Below are 14,084 nucleotides of genomic sequence, written 5' to 3' on the forward strand. Positions count from 1 at the left end.
GTCTCTACTCCGCCAGCACCGGCGCCATCCACGGCACATCGGCCGGCGGATCCTGAACCAGCTTCCGAGCCCATTCCTGGTCGGTGAGTCGGGTGAAGCCCTCCGCCAGGTGCTCGTGGTAGGCGAACACCGCGCCCGCGTACGCGCGAGGCCCCTGGCAGGTATCGACCGTCATGACCATCATGCGTGGATTGCCGGTGCCCACGTGCAACACCGACGGAGCTCGCGGGACCGGCAGGTCGCCTCCGATGTCCGTGTGCACATCGGCGATGGTCGGGTCGCTCTTCAAGCCGTCGACGGGATCGAAGAACAGATCTTTGTACCAGCCCGTTTGCCAGGGGTCGCCGCTGCCACCGCCCTCGATGTGAATTGCCTGCTTGATGAAGGTCAGGTGCTCCTCCGAATGGGGCATGCCCGTCCGCTGCGCTTCCGCCATTTCACTCAAGGTGGTCGCGATGCGCGACAGGGTGCCGAAGTAGGCGCTCACCTGCTCCCCCAACGCGTTGTTCCCGTTCAAGCTGAAGTCGAGGGTATCGACCAAGGCCTGGCCCTGGCCGGCGAATCTGGCGATCCTCTGAAACAGCTCGGGGTAGGGCTCGACGTACGCATCCGGAAAGTCGCAGCCATTGCTGCCGGTATACGACTGCTTGGCGTACAAGATCGTGTCGTGCCTGAGCTGCGCCCACGATCCGAGCTGGGTGTTCAGCAAACGGCGCCCCCACGCCTCGCTGCGCGCCACGCTGGGCAGACCTTCCGCGGCTGGCCCCAGGGTCGTGGCGTTCGCCGAGAGCGTCTGCAGCGCCCCGAGCCAGGACGTGTACAGGCTGCCTTCCCAGTACGATGGAGGGTGGGCGTCGGCGATGACGCGAACGGCCGCCAGATCGCCGGCGTAGTTCCATTCTTCGAGCTCACGCGCGAGCAGGCTCACCGCGTGATCGTTCTTCAGGGCGGCGAACGCGGCGTCGAGCGGGTTCGGGACCACGCGCGTCGCGGTCCGGTCGTACACCACGTTGGAGAACACGTGGCTGTCGATCACGTAGCGCTGCCCGAAGAACGCGAAGCTCGCGTTGAGCGGAAACGTGGAATCGCCGCCGTCCTTTCGCATGATGTGACTCGCGATGCGCTGCTCGCCGTAGCGCCCGGCGATGATCGCCTGAGCGATCGTCGAGTCGTCGATCGCAGCAAGCCCGCTCGCGTCGGACACCCCCAGGCCTTGCAACAGCCCGTCCAGCTCGGGCACGATCATGTAGTCGTGCTCACCCACGAACGCGGTGACGGTTCGATCGATGCCCGACCAGTCTTCCAGCGCCGCGGTATCCATCAAGTCACGCAGCGCCAGCGCTGCCTCGAGCTGACGGCGCCAGAAGACGCGCGAGCCATCGGGCATGGTCTCGATCAGCCGAAAATCGATGCGTCCCATCCACATCATGGCGCGGAAATAGCGCTCGAGCGCCACCGTGTCCGTGTAGTGGCCCCGGGGCTTGAACTGCGAGAAGTCGAAGCGGCGCGGAACGCCGAACATGGACTTTTGCTGTTCTCCGTCGGCCGCTTCGGCGTGCGTCAGGAAGGACGCGATCTCAGCTCTGCTGGCTCCCGCCACGGGGTCGCTCGGCGCTCCCATCAGCAGGCTGCGCGCGACGGTCAGGTAGAAGTCCGCGTCGGCTGCCGCCTGCTGCGAGAGCCCGGAATCTCCGGACGCCAGGCGAGCACGCATCGTGTCGAGCAAGCGGGTGACACGCGGGATCAAGACGGCTTGTTCGAGGGCCTGCAAGATGTCGTCGTACGAACGGTGCATGGCCTCGAGCACCATGTCGCCGCTCACGAAGACCGGCAGATCGTGCACGTAGATGGCAGCGTAGGCGTAGGGAAAGCTGGGATAGGCAAGTCGACTGGAAACCACGAAGCCGTTCGCGGCCAGGACCTCGAGCTCCGCGTCATTCAGGCCCAGCTCTGATCGCTGGATCAGATCGAGGTTCTGAACGTCCGTGAGACCGTAGCCCAGATCGTTCGAAAACGAGACCGCGTAGGCCTCCTGGAGGGATGCCGCGTCGTGTTGTCTGGCGGTGGCCACCTGGGCTTCGACTTCGGTCGCGGCGACCGAGCTGAGCTCGAGCTGCACCTGGGTTCCGACGTCTGCGGGACGCTCGTCGCCAGGACCTGCGGGGCCCGACCCGCCCGGTTCGGTGGAACCGGAACACGCCGCCAGCAAGCCAACGCTGACCAGGGTGGAGAGAATTCGTTGGGTGTGCACGGATTTTCCTGCTCCTTTCGCGACACGGGGGCTGGTGTGCCGGTGTGCCAAACCCGGATCGTTGTGCCGCGGCCCCGGGCCGAAGGACGCTCGAATTGCGGGTTTCATCCACTCCATGTGTGCCAACGCCACAAACAAGCAACCGGCGTGCCAGCCCTCCGAGCCGACAAGCGGCTTCCGGGCTTCCTGCTGGCCACTACCCTTGACACGGCTTGATGAAGCCGTCGTAATTGCCGCGTGCTGACCATCCGGCGCGAGCAAATGAAGCTCCTGGCCCGGCGCTCGGACGCCGAGCTCATGCCGCGCCTGCTCGAGCGCGTGCGGGTGATGTATCCGGAACAGGTCTGGAGCACGAACGACGAGACGCTGATTGAGCGCCTGAAGGCGCAGCTCCAGCGGGCGGCGGGCCACGGGCTTCACCTCGAGGCCCACGTGACCAGCTATGTGGATCTGTGCTTCGAGCTCGGCGACACGTTCGAGGAACAGCCGGAGTACGCGGCGCTCGTCGCCACGCTCCGCGCCCCGAATGTGACCAGCGACGCCAAGGCGCAGGCCATCGCGGACGAGCTGGTGATCGGGTAAGCGATGCGACGACGCCCGATCGCGGCTGCGTGGGCAAGTGTCGCTGCGGTTCGGGTGCGCGCGTGCCGTTGAGCGTGGCGGTGTTGTTGCGGGCAGCCGCGCGCTGCCAGCGGCGCATCGACCGGATCGACCAGGAGCTCGTCCGTCTCGACCACACGACGGCCCCGCCCGGCAACACCGACTGGCCCGCCGAGCGCCAGCACATCCGCCGTGTGCTCAACAAGGCGCGAAAGAGCCAGAACGAGCGGCGCACCCTGCTCCGGCGCCTGATCAAGGTCGAGCAAGGTGAAATCGCGCCCCAGTACGCAGACCGGGCCTGGCTGTATCGCCGCAAGTTGCTCATGGGCTTGGCCAGAAACCACGCCCGCTCGAAGCCCATGCAAGGCCGGGCACGCGACCTTGTCGACATCGTCCGCACCTGCGTGGTCGAGCACCGAGAGGCTCTGTTCGGCCAATGGATGATCGCAAGCCTCCGCGAGCTCAACACCGCGCGACGTCTGGGCCAGGATCGACGCTTCATCTACGCCAACGAATGGGATCGCGGTGTCTATCGCTTCCCGGAGCGGTCGTGGATGGCGGACGCGCCCGTCGACGACGACCACCCCGCCCACTCGATCACCATGAATTTCGCCAACACCGAGGACTTCAGCGCGTCCGCCGCCCTCGAGGATCTGTTCACCTGGGACGCCCATCCCATCGCCATCGAGTGCATGAGCGCGCTGCACATCTGCTTCTTGCGCGCCTTCATGAAGACGGTCGGCACGGCGGCGCTCGACGGGGTCACCGAGGACATCGTGCAAGTCGCGCCGGGAGACGAGGGCAGCGTGAGCAAGCTGCGGGTGGCGCTGGCCGTGGACTCCGTCGACCAGCTGCGCCCCGGCGATTGGGTGTATTTCTACAATCATCCGGACTACGTCAAGCGCCACCACGACAGCTCCTTCGCCACCTGGCAGGGTGCCAATGCCGTCTACCTCGGCAACGTCAGCGGCGAGCCGCGCTTCACCACGTTCGATTCGCAAGATCCGGCGTGGACCGAAGCCGAGTTCGTGACGTTTTTGCTGAAGGAATACAACCGCAAGCCGGACGGCCCGAACAGGGGCCAGCTGGCGAACAGGTTCCCCCAGCTGGGTTCGTCCGACGACATCCCCGGTCTGCGTTGCCCGGATCCCGCGCAGCAGGGCCGGATCAGCCCGGTCTATCGCATCGACGTCAAAGAGCTGGCGCGCTGGCGCTGAGGCGACGTCGAGCTACCCAGGGAGCTTGGCAGCATTCGTAGCCGTTCGGTAATATCTGGCGCAGGAGGGGGAGCCCTGAGCTCGGCCACATGCGGCGACAATCCACGAGCAAGACCCGTCAGATTCATCGCCTTGCTGGGTTGTTGGGCCGCATCCGTCAACCGTCAGGAGAGCACGTCGGCCGCGGTCTTCGCCCCGAGGACGTTATCGAGCCAGCGGTCGAGGGTAGCGATGTCCGTGCATGCCTGGATGCGCGCACTTTCGCGCTCGGTGAGCATGATCCCGGCCCGCGCAAGCAGCCGCAGAAGCGTGTCCCTCTTGCCCTTGAGCTCGCCCTCACGTAGGCCCCTGAGCTCGCTGCGAGCCATCAGCTCCCGCACGAACGGAAACCTCGCCTCGTCTTCGATCTGCCGTTCCATGACCAACGCCTCCAGAGCCCGCCGCATGGGCTCACGCAACCCGCTCCAGATGACCTGAAAACAGACCATCGCCTGCTCCTGGTCGAGCCGGCCAAGCGCAACGAGCGCGGGAACTCCACCGGGATGAGCTGGTCGAGCGACGACTCGACGACCCCGACCGAGGTGTGTGGCGGCACATCGAGGTGGAAGAGCGTCGCGAGCCAGTGGGGCGCGAGCTCGGGGTGCTCGCGGAACATCTCGACGAGGGCGTTGTGCTCGAGCGTCGGCGTGACGCTCGGCCTCGAGCACACCCCATGCCGGCGCGAAACGACTGGAGAACCCAAGGAGAACTCAACCTCAGGGGGTGGCGGCGCCATGGCGGAAAGTAGCAGTCGCCCCCATCAGAGCTCACGGCACCTCCGCGCCAAGGCCGCCAGCTCAAAGCGGCGCCGCTGTGGGGTTCTCCGCTGCGGCGCCGCGCCCTCGACCGCGCTGCACCCCTGCCCCATCCTCTCGCCATGCTGCCCCCAGCCAGCGCACGGCCGGGCGACCTCCTCGCCCAGCGCTTCGTGATCGAGCGCCAGGCTGGCCGGGGCGGCATGGGCTTCGTCTACCGCGCCCTCGATCGCGCCCGCGGCGAGCCGGTCGCGCTCAAGCTCCTGGCGGGCGAGGGCGACCGCCAGGGAGAGCGCTTTGCCGCGGAGTGCGGCATTCTTGCCGGCCTGAGCCACGCTGGCATCGTGCGCTTCGTCGCCCAGGGGGTGACCGACGCGGGGCAGCGCTGGCTGGCCATGGAGTGGCTCGATGGCGAGGACCTCGCCGCGCGGCTCGTGCGCGCGGACCTCGGCGTGGACGACAGCGTGGCCCTCGCCCTCGCCGCGGCCGAGGCGCTCGCCGCGGCGCACGCGCGCGGCGTGATCCACCGCGACATCAAGCCCTCGAACATCTTCCTCGTCGGCGGCGACCCGCGCCGCATCAAGCTCATCGACTTCGGCATCGCGCGCCTCAGCGGCGCGACGAGCCTGCACACCCGGACCGGCGTGGTGATGGGCACCCCGGGCTACCTGGCCCCGGAGCAGGCCCGCGGCGAGCGCGCCGACGCGCGCGCCGACGTCTTCGCGCTGGGGGCCGTGCTCTTCGAGTGCCTCACCGGCCAGCCGGCCTTCGCGGGGGCGAACATCCTCGCGGTGCTGGCGCGGCTGCTGCTCGAGCCCGCGCCGCGGGTGCGCGAGCTCCGGCCCGACGCGCCGCCGGCGCTCGATGCGCTGGTCGCGCGCATGCTCGCCAAGGACCCGGCGGCCCGGCCAGCGAGCGCCGCCGAGGTCGGCGCGGCCCTGCGCGCGCTCGGGGCGCAGGGCGGCGAGCCGGCGCCGGTGCCCGGCGCGGCGCTCACCGCGGGGGAGCAGCGCGTGCTCTCGCTGGTCATGGCGGCGCCAGCGGGCGCCGCCGGCGCGGCCGGCGACGAGACGCTGCCCTCCAAGGTGCCGGCGGGCGCCGCCGGCGCGGCCGGCGAGACGCTGCCCTCCGAGGTGCCGGCGGCGCGGCAGCGGCGCCTCGAGGCCGCGATCTCCCGCCTCGGCGGCCGGGTGGACCAGCTCGCCGGCGGCGGGGTGCTGGTGAGCCTCCAGAGCAAGGGGAGCGCGACCGATCAGGCCGCGCGCGCGGCCCGGTGCGCGATGGTGCTGGGGCCGCTGCTCGACGACAGCGGGGGCGCGGCGCGGATCGCGGTCGTCACCGGGCGCGCGGAGCTCACCGGGCAGACGCCGGTCGGGGATCTCATCGATCGCGCCGCCACCATGGTGGCCAGCGCGCCGCCCGCGGCAGGCGTCGCGATGCTCGACGAGGTGACCCGGGCGCTGCTCGACCCCCGCTTCGAGGTGCGGCGCGGCCCGGCCGGCTTCGAGCTCCACGGCGAGCGGGAGGCGGGCGGGGGCGCGCGCACGCTGCTCGGGCGAAAGAGCCCGTGCGTCGGCCGCGACCGCGAGATCCGCGCGCTCGTGGACCTCTTCGAGGAGTGCGCCGGCGAGGGGCTCGCCCGGGCGGCGCTGGTGACGGGGCCGCCGGGCATCGGCAAGTCGCGCCTCTGCGACGAGGCGCTCCAGCGCATCCGCGCGCTCCGGCCCGACGTGGAGATCTGGACGGGCCGCGCCGACGTGGTGGGTGAGGGCGCGCCCTTCGGGGTGCTGGGCGAGGCCATCCGCTGCGCGACCGGCGCGCTGGCCGGCGCGCCGCTCGGCGAGCGGCAGGCGCGGATCCGCGCACGAGTCGCGCGGCGCGTGCCCGAGGCCGAGCAGCGCCGCGTCGCGGAGATGCTCGGCGAGATCGCGGGCGCGCCCTTCCCCGACGAGGAGAGCCCCGCCCTCCGCGCGGCGCGCCAGCACCCGGCGGCGATGGCGGAGCAGATCGCCCGCGCCTTCGAGCGCTTCGTGGCCGCCGAGGTCGAGGCCCGGCCGATCCTCCTGGCGCTCGACGACCTGCACTGGGGCGACCTGCCCTCGGTGCGGCTCCTGGGTGAGGCGCTGCGCCGGCTCGAGGATCGACCGCTCTTCGTGCTGGCGCTCGGGCGCCCCGAGGTGCATGAGCGCTTCCCCGGGCTGTGGGCCGAGCGCAGCGTCCAGGAGATCCGGCTCGCCCCGCTGCCGCGCCGCGCGGCCGAGCGGCTCGCCCTGCACGCGCTCGGCGACGCCGTGGATGCGACCCGGATCGCCGAGCTGGTCGAGCGCGCGGCCGGCAACCCGTTCTATCTGGAGGAGCTCATCCGCGCGGTCAGCGAGGGGCGCGGAGAGGCGCTGCCGGAGACCGTGCTGGCCATGGTGCACGCGCGGATCAGCGCGCTCGATCCGGCGGAGCGGCGGGTGCTGCGCGCGGCCAGCGTCTTCGGTGAGGTGTTCTGGGCCGGCGGGGCGCGGCGCCTGCTCGGCGGCGATCTCGCTCCTCAGGCCCAGGGCGGTCCCCCGCCCGGGGGCGATGACGTGACCCTGCCCGCGACCGGCGCGGCGACCTGGGTTGGGGAGGCGCCGCACCTGCCCTGCGGCGAGCCCGCCTCGCCGGTGAGCGGAGCGCTCGCGTCGCTCGTCGCGCGGGAGGTGGTCGAGCGCCGCGCCGAGAGCCGCTTTCCGGGCGAGGAGGAGCTCGCGTTCCGCCACGCGCTGCTGCGCGAGGGCGCGTACGCGACCCTGACCGACGCCGATCGCGCGCTCGGGCACAAGCTGGCCGCGGCGTGGCTCACGGCGGCGGGCGAGAGCGATCCCGGGGTGCTCGCCGAGCACCTGGAGCGCGGCGGCGAGCGCGCCCAGGCGGCGGCTCGCTACCTGGAGGCGGCGGAGCTGCTCCTGCGCGGGGGCGACACAGCGGGGGCGATCGAGCGCGCGGAGCGCGGCGTGCAGTGCGGCGCCGAGGGTGAGCTCCACGGGGCGCTGCGGCTCGTTCAGTGCGAGGCGCTCCGCTGGTTAGGGGAGAAGGATCGGGCTGGCGCTCTGGCAAAGCAGGTGCAGCGCCTCACCCGACCGGGGAGCCGGAACTGGTGCCTGGTGACGGCCGAGTTGCTATGGCACGCGTTGGAGGAGCGCTCGGCGGAGCGCATCGAGCTGGTCGCTGGAGATCTCCTCGCGATCGACCCCGACCCCGAGGCGGCCGCAGCCTTCGCGCAAGCGCTGTGGTTTGCCCGGTCGTGGCTGATGCTCGTGGAGCGACGTGACCTGGCCGAGGCCTGCCGCGCGCGGCTCGATCGCCTCGACGAATCGCTCGGCTGCCGAGATCTGCTTGTGTCCGGCCAGCGGCGCATGATGCAGGCGGACGAGGCGCGCCTCCTTCACGGCGACGCCTGGGCGGCGCTCCAGCTCCTGCGCCAGGCCGAGGCCGCGTTCGACGCGGCGGGGATGCGGCTGCCGGTGGAAGCCGCGCGCGTGAGCATCGCCCAAGTCTACGTCGAGCTCGGGGTCCACGACCGCGCCGAGGAGCTCCTGCGCGCCCTCCTGCCCGAGGGGAGCTCCCGCGCCGACATGAGCGGACGGATGGCCCGGTGGTGGCGCGCGGCCCTGCTCTACGCGCGCGGCCTGCTGGACGAGGCGATCACGGATATCGCCGACCTCGCCAGCGCCGACGCGGCACAGCAGGATCGGTTCCTGCAGAAACAGACGCGCCTGTTGCACGCAAGCCTGCTCTGCCGGCGCGGCGACCTCGCCGCGGCCGAGCGCGAGGCGCTCGCGGGGCTCGAAGGGCTCCCGATGCCCTCGATGGCCTATGACTGGGGGAGAACGGTGCTCGCGCAGGTGAGGCTCTCCCAAGGCCGCGCCGCGGAGGCCGCGGCGCTCGCCGAGGACGTCGTGGCGCGCCTGCAAGCGCTCGGGCTCAGGCTCCCGGAGGGGATCGGGCTCACGCTGGTGCACGCCGAGGCGCTCCACGCAGCGGGGTCGACCGACGCGGCGCGCGCGGCCCTGGCGGCGGCGCGCGCGGACCTGCTCGCGCGCGCGGACCGGATCCCGGATGCAGAGATCCGGCGGTGCTTCCTCGAGAACGTCCCCGGGAACGCTCGGCTGCTGGCGCTCGCGGAGGCGTGGCTCGGCTGAGGCCTCAAGCACCGTGCGACCTCCGCGCCTCAGCGACGGTCACCGACACCGGGCGCGAGACAAGCACGACTCTCCTCATCGCCTGACGTTGATTCCCTTTTCTCTCAATCGCCGGAGGATGTCCTGACCGTTCATCTCCCAGAGATCACCCGGGTCGATCTCTCGCGTCTGGCCGTCCCTCCCCTTCACAATCCACACCTCGATCTCGCGATTCTTTCTATCCCTGGCGGTGCCAATCGCGACGGACTCGACCTCGGCGAGACGAAATCCCTTCACGGTCGGCGCGAACCAGAACCCCGTGGTCTGCTCCAGCTTCTCGTCGTCGAGGACGACCCGATCCATCGCCAGCATCGGCGCGAAGAGGCCACCCGCTACCGCAGAAACTCCGAATGCGATCAAGGCAACCACCAGCGGCTGACGCCTCCACAGGAGGAGCACGCCAATCGACGCGGCGAGCACCGCGATGGCGATCGCGATGCCGGGCACATAGCTTGGGAAGCTGTAGATCATGCTGTCTTACCTGAGGGACCTCGCGTTCTACCGCGAGCCCCGAGCGAATGGTAGAACGCCGAGCGCGCCATCCCATGGAAGCCCCCGTGTAGGCCACGTCGGAGCGCGCAAGAGCACTTTCGCGGACGCAGCGCCGAGGACCAAGCCGCACCCGCCGGGGGAGCGCCGCGAGGGTGCGGCGCGCCGCGTCGCTCCTCACGCGGTTCGCCCGCGCTCGTGACCGTGGAGGATCGCTCCACCGCACGGGTCGTGATAGATCCGAGGGGCAACGGGAACTCCGGGGGCCCGTCTGTCTGGCGTGCGTGGCGCTGGGCGCATGCTCTCTACCTCGCGCTGCTCCCCTCGGCTTTCCCGCTCCGGGAGTCACCGGTCACGATCCTTCAGCTTGCGGGTGGTTGGCATGAACAAGAACCGTTCTTCTCGATGGCTGTGCGGCACGATCTCGATCGCACTCGGGATCGCGGCCCTCTCCGGCTGCTCTGGCAAGGTGGACAAGGCTGACGATGGCCCGAGCGGCTCGTCGAGCGCGGGCAGCACGACGGGAGCGGGGGGCCATGGCGCCAGCGCCGGCGCAACGGGCGCCGGCGGAGCCGGCACGGGCAGCACGGGCGCTCTGGGCTCTGGTACGGGCGGCTCCGGCGACGGCGGCAACGGAGGCGCGGGAGCCGCCGGAGGCGCCGGACCGAGCAGCTCCGGGGCCGGCGGTTCCAGCGACGGGTCGGGTGGCTCGAGCGGCAGCACCGGCAAGTTCGTCGGCAACATCACGACGAGGGGCCAGGTGCGCGACGGCTTCATCCAGCACTGGAACCAGATCGCGCCCGAGAACGAGGGCAAGTGGCCCTCTGTCGAGAGGACCCGCGGCGTTCGAGACTGGAGCAGGCTCGACGCGATCTACGAGTACGCGCAGGACAACGACATCCCCTTCATGCAGCACAGCTTCGTGTGGGGTGCCTCGCAGGCGGCCTGGCTCACGAGCCTCCCCGCGGAGGAGCAGCGGCAGGCCGTGAGGGACTGGATGCAGGCGTTCTGCGAGCGGTACCCCGACACGAAGTACATCGTCGTCGTCAACGAGCCGCCGCCCCACACCGTGCCTCCCTTCATGAACGCCATCGGAGGCGCCGGCGAGAGCGGCTATGACTGGATCGTCAACTCCTTCAAGTGGGCTCGCGAGTTCTGCCCGGGCGCGACCTTGATCCTCAACGACTACAACAACATCGAGTACGAGAGCGATCACAACCACTTCGTCGAGATCGTGAAGGCGGCGCTGGAGGCGGGCGCCCCGATCGACGGCCTCGGCGCGGAGGCCCACGACGCGTACAAGATCAGCACCAGAACCGTGATGCACTACATCAACAGGCTCGCCGCCACGGGCCTGCCCGTGTACATCACCGAGTACGACATCGACCTCGCGGACGACGACGAGCAACGCAGGGTGATGGAGGAGCAGTTCCCGATGTTCTACAACCACAGCGCCGTGAAGGGCATCACCCTCTGGGGCTACGTCGTCGGCTCCACCTGGAGGGACAGCACGGGCCTCCTGTACCCGGACGGCACGATGCGGCCGGCAATGACCTGGCTGATGGACTTCCTCGGTCGCGGCGAGTGATCTCCCTCGCACAACCGTGTCGCGGCGCTCCCTGGCGCGCACGACCGTGACCTACGTCTCGGGGTCAGAGACGGCATCGCCGGAGCACCTCGATGGCGGGCTGTCGTGGGGCGAGGACACGCTCGGGATCCAGTTCTGACGCGCGGGATCAGCGCGCCTCGTGCTCGCGCCAGAAGGCGAACGCCTCGTCCAGGTACACCTCCTTCGCGCCGTGGCCGAACGGGTGCTCGGCGACGCGCACGGGCCAGCCCGCGCCGCGGAGGACGCCCGCGAGGGCGCGGGCCGAGCCGCCCACCGTGTCGTGGGCGCCGAAGCCGATGTAGAACGGCCTCGGGGCGAGCGTCGCGAGCTCGGGCGTCGCGCGGCCTCCCCCGCCGGACATCGCGCCGAACCCGTCGGCGTCGATCCCGCCGCGCAGCGCGAGCGCCGCGGCGAAGTACGCGCCCGACGACGAGCCGGCGACGTACACCCGCGAGAACGAGGCCCCGGCGATCTCCTCGAGCCTCCTCCGCTTCTCCGCGAACACCGCGACGAACGAAGCTGCGTGCTCGTCGTACGCCCGCCCGCCCGTCGGCCAGCCCCACCAGCTCGCGTAGCCCTTCGGCGCGAGGCCGACCTTGCCGCGCGGCATCAGCGCGGCGACGCCCGCGCGCCGTGCGGCGCGGGACACGACCGTCTCGAAGTTGGTCTTCTGCTGGCTCTCCTTCCCCGGCGGGACGATGCCGTGAAAATAGAGCAGCAGCGTCCGGGTCGGCGCGTCGGGCAGGACGTAGCAGGTCTCCTCGTCGAGCGCGTCGACGCCGTCGATGCACCAGTCCGTCTCGACGCGCGGCGGGCGCGCTCGGGGCCACGGCGCCGGCTCGGACGGCGCGGTCGCGGCCGCGGAGACGGCCGGGGCCGGCGCCGCGGGCACGACGCCGGGCTCCGCTGGCTCGAGCGCGGCCGCGTCGGGCGCAGGCGCGCGCGCGCTCCTCGGAGCGTCTGCCGTGTTGCTGCACGCGCAGAGCGCGACCGCGAGCGCGCCGAGCAACGCCGCGATCCACCGCGCCGCGCCGCGCGACGACGCGCCGCTGGCGCTGCGACCAGCGCTCGCCAGCGCGCCGCTCGCCGACCGCCGCCCCATCACCCCGCGCGCGCGTCGCTCACCGCGATCAGCGCCCCGAGCGCCGCCGCGCACACCGTCTCCGTGCGCAGCGTCAGCGCGCCGAGGCGCACCCGCTCGAATCCGAGCGCCGCGCACATGCCGAGCTCCTCCGGCGTGAACCCGCCCTCCGGCCCGACCGCGAACGCCGCCTCCATGCCCGGCGACAGCGCGGCCAGCCGCGCGCCGAGCGGCGTCTCCGCGTAGGGATCCAGGCACATCCCCAGCGCGCCGCCCTCGGTCGACGGCGCCGCCTGCGCCTCGGCGAGCGCCGCCGCGAGGCTCATCGGCGCCTCCACCCGGGGCGCATCCCCGCGGCCGCACTGGCGCGCCGCCTCGACCGCGATCCGGCGCCAGCGCTGGCTCTTTTCCTCCGCGGGCCGCGCCACGCTCCGCGCCGAGATCGCCGGGATGATCCGCGTCGCCCCGAGCTCGGTCGCGTCGCGCACCACCGCGTCCATCTTGTCGCCCTTGCCCACCGCCTGGATCCACGTCACGCGCCGGCCTGGCCGCAGCGCGGCCGGGCGGGGCGGGTCGATGCGCGCCTCCGCCCCGCGGCGGCCGATCGACTCGAGCGTTGCCTCCGCCTCGACCCCGAGCTCCGGATCGAACACGACGAACCGATCCCCCTCGCGGAGGCGGTGCACCCGCACGACGTAGCTCGCCGCCTCGGGCGGCAGCGCGATCACGCCGGCCGCGATCGCGCCGAGCGGCACCCGCAAGAGCCCCGGGCCGCTCATCCGGGCGAGGACGCCGCGCCGCCCGGCGCGCGGAACAGGAGCGCCACCCAGCCCTCGCCGCCCGCGTCGCCCCGCCCCGCCCTGCGATCGCCGCCCGGCGACGCGGGATCCGGCCGGGTCGCGACGTGCTCGAGCTGGCGCGGCAGCGACGTGTACCGCGCGATCAGATCGTCGCGCTCGCTCTCGAGGATGCCCGACAGGATCAGCCGGCCGCCCGGCTCGAGCACGCGCGCGAGCTCCGGCGCCAGCGGCCGCAGCACCCGCGCCTCGATGTTCGCGACGACCCACGGGAACCGCCGCGTCACCCCCTCGACGACGCCGGCGCTCGCCTCGATGCGGCCCTCGAGGCCGTTGCGCGCCGCGTTCTCGAGCACCACCTCGATCACGTCCTCGTCGTTGTCGATCGCGACCGCCCGCTCCGCGCCGAGCAGCAGCGCGACGAGCGCGAGGATGCCGCTGCCCGTGCCCACGTCCAGGATCTCGCGGCCGCGGAGCTCCGCCGCGTGCTCGTCGAGGAGCTCCGCCACGAGCGCCGTCGTCGCGTGGAGCCCCGTGCCGAACGCCCTGCCCGGCTCGAGCAGGAGCACCCGCTCGCCCTCGCGCTCGGGCGCGCGCTCCTCCCACGGCGGCACGACCGTGATCGTGGGCGTCAGCGCGAACGGCGCGAAGTGCTCCTTCCACGCGTCGCGCCAGGCGTCGCCCACCACCTCCTCGAGCCGCGCGGCGAGCGGCGGCGACAGCTCCCCGAGCGCCGCGATGGCCTCCATCGCCTCGCCGTGCGCCTCGAAGCTGGCGACGAGCGTCACCTGGCCCGAGCGCGCGCCGCGGACGAGGGTCTGCTCGTCGCGCTGCTCGACGCCGCTGGCGCCCAGCTCGAACAGCAGGGCGCCGATCTCGTCGGCCTCCGGCTCGGGGACATCGACTGCAACGAACGGGTATCGAGGCTCCACCTGGCTTGCTCCGTGACGGGCCGCCGGCCTGGAGAGCGGCCGCGGCGCGGACGGGAGCCTAACGAAATTCCCGCAGAGAGGCGCGGCCGATCGCGCGGAACCG

At 71.7% G+C, this 14,084-nt stretch carries 11 protein-coding genes; 5 read left to right on the top strand and 6 right to left on the bottom strand.

The features are described from left to right. Positions 1-4 precede the first annotated feature (4 nt). On the bottom strand, positions 5-2,251 hold the full coding sequence (locus tag WME95_RS38725) for a DUF3160 domain-containing protein (protein WP_437904337.1): 2,247 nt from the start codon (positions 2,249-2,251) through the stop codon (positions 5-7). Positions 2,252-2,512: 261 nt separating this feature from the next. On the opposite strand from WME95_RS38725, the gene WME95_RS38730 reads away from it, so the two are divergent. Together WME95_RS38730 and WME95_RS38735 are read left to right on the top strand one after the other, a co-directional pair. After that, positions 2,513-2,833 carry a hypothetical protein gene (locus WME95_RS38730; protein ID WP_437904339.1) on the top strand — a complete coding sequence of 107 codons (321 nt, stop codon included), beginning with the start codon at positions 2,513-2,515 and terminating at the stop codon, positions 2,831-2,833. A gap of 62 nt (positions 2,834-2,895) precedes the next feature. Further along, positions 2,896-4,068, top strand: coding sequence for a hypothetical protein (locus WME95_RS38735; RefSeq protein ID WP_437904341.1), 1,173 nt, complete (start codon positions 2,896-2,898; stop codon positions 4,066-4,068). A 164-nt stretch (positions 4,069-4,232) separates the two neighbouring features. Here WME95_RS38735 and WME95_RS38740 read toward each other — a convergent pair whose 3' ends face one another. Continuing rightward, a complete protein-coding gene (locus WME95_RS38740) occupies positions 4,233-4,487 on the bottom strand; it encodes a hypothetical protein (protein ID WP_437904343.1) in 255 nt (84 codons plus the stop codon). A 497-nt stretch (positions 4,488-4,984) separates the two neighbouring features. Between WME95_RS38740 and WME95_RS38745 the strand changes: the two genes are divergently transcribed. Beyond that, positions 4,985-9,034 (top strand): serine/threonine-protein kinase, encoded by a 4,050-nt coding sequence (locus WME95_RS38745; RefSeq protein ID WP_437904344.1) that lies wholly within the window; start codon positions 4,985-4,987, stop codon positions 9,032-9,034. Between the two features lie 75 nt (positions 9,035-9,109). On the opposite strand, the gene WME95_RS38750 is transcribed toward WME95_RS38745, so the two are convergent. Further along, positions 9,110-9,544 carry a hypothetical protein gene (locus WME95_RS38750; protein WP_437904345.1) on the bottom strand — a complete coding sequence of 145 codons (435 nt, stop codon included), beginning with the start codon at positions 9,542-9,544 and terminating at the stop codon, positions 9,110-9,112. A gap of 400 nt (positions 9,545-9,944) precedes the next feature. On the opposite strand from WME95_RS38750, the gene WME95_RS38755 reads away from it, so the two are divergent. Both WME95_RS38755 and WME95_RS38760 read left to right on the top strand, forming a co-directional pair. After that, positions 9,945-11,150, top strand: a complete 1,206-nt coding sequence (locus WME95_RS38755; RefSeq protein WP_437904346.1) for an endo-1,4-beta-xylanase — start codon at positions 9,945-9,947, stop codon at positions 11,148-11,150. Positions 11,151-11,166: 16 nt separating this feature from the next. Beyond that, a complete protein-coding gene (locus WME95_RS38760) occupies positions 11,167-11,289 on the top strand; it encodes a hypothetical protein (protein WP_437904347.1) in 123 nt (40 codons plus the stop codon). 9 nt (positions 11,290-11,298) lie between these two features. Here the strand turns inward: WME95_RS38760 and WME95_RS38765 are convergent, their stop codons facing one another. The 3 genes from WME95_RS38765 to WME95_RS38775 are packed head-to-tail and all read right to left on the bottom strand — an operon-like array spanning position 11,299 to position 13,981. After that, the gene (locus tag WME95_RS38765; protein ID WP_437904348.1) at positions 11,299-12,273 is read right to left on the bottom strand and encodes an alpha/beta hydrolase; all 975 of its coding nucleotides are present in this window, start codon (positions 12,271-12,273) and stop codon (positions 11,299-11,301) included. Then, on the bottom strand, positions 12,273-13,031 hold the full coding sequence (locus tag WME95_RS38770) for an RsmE family RNA methyltransferase (RefSeq protein ID WP_437904349.1): 759 nt from the start codon (positions 13,029-13,031) through the stop codon (positions 12,273-12,275). The genes WME95_RS38765 and WME95_RS38770 overlap by 1 nt, the downstream gene beginning before the upstream one ends. Continuing rightward, positions 13,028-13,981 (bottom strand): 50S ribosomal protein L11 methyltransferase, encoded by a 954-nt coding sequence (locus WME95_RS38775; protein ID WP_437904350.1) that lies wholly within the window; start codon positions 13,979-13,981, stop codon positions 13,028-13,030. Before WME95_RS38775 ends, WME95_RS38770 begins: the two co-directional genes overlap by 4 nt. Positions 13,982-14,084: the final 103 nt, after the last annotated feature.

Source organism: Sorangium sp. So ce327, assembly GCF_051530205.1.
Taxonomy (GTDB): domain Bacteria; phylum Myxococcota_A; class Polyangia; order Polyangiales; family Polyangiaceae; genus Sorangium; species Sorangium cellulosum_B.

Excerpts from the sequence above, each read along its gene's own strand:
- WME95_RS38745 (WP_437904344.1), top strand. The coding sequence starts at position 4,985 with ATGCTGCCCCCAGCCAGCGCACGGCCGGGCGACCTCCTCGCCCAGCGC.
- WME95_RS38740 (WP_437904343.1), bottom strand. The coding sequence starts at position 4,487 with ATGGAACGGCAGATCGAAGACGAGGCGAGGTTTCCGTTCGTGCGGGAG.
- WME95_RS38750 (WP_437904345.1), bottom strand. The coding sequence starts at position 9,544 with ATGATCTACAGCTTCCCAAGCTATGTGCCCGGCATCGCGATCGCCATC.
- WME95_RS38765 (WP_437904348.1), bottom strand. The coding sequence starts at position 12,273 with ATGGGGCGGCGGTCGGCGAGCGGCGCGCTGGCGAGCGCTGGTCGCAGC.
- WME95_RS38730 (WP_437904339.1), top strand. The coding sequence starts at position 2,513 with ATGAAGCTCCTGGCCCGGCGCTCGGACGCCGAGCTCATGCCGCGCCTG.
- WME95_RS38755 (WP_437904346.1), top strand. The coding sequence starts at position 9,945 with ATGAACAAGAACCGTTCTTCTCGATGGCTGTGCGGCACGATCTCGATC.
- WME95_RS38770 (WP_437904349.1), bottom strand. The coding sequence starts at position 13,031 with ATGAGCGGCCCGGGGCTCTTGCGGGTGCCGCTCGGCGCGATCGCGGCC.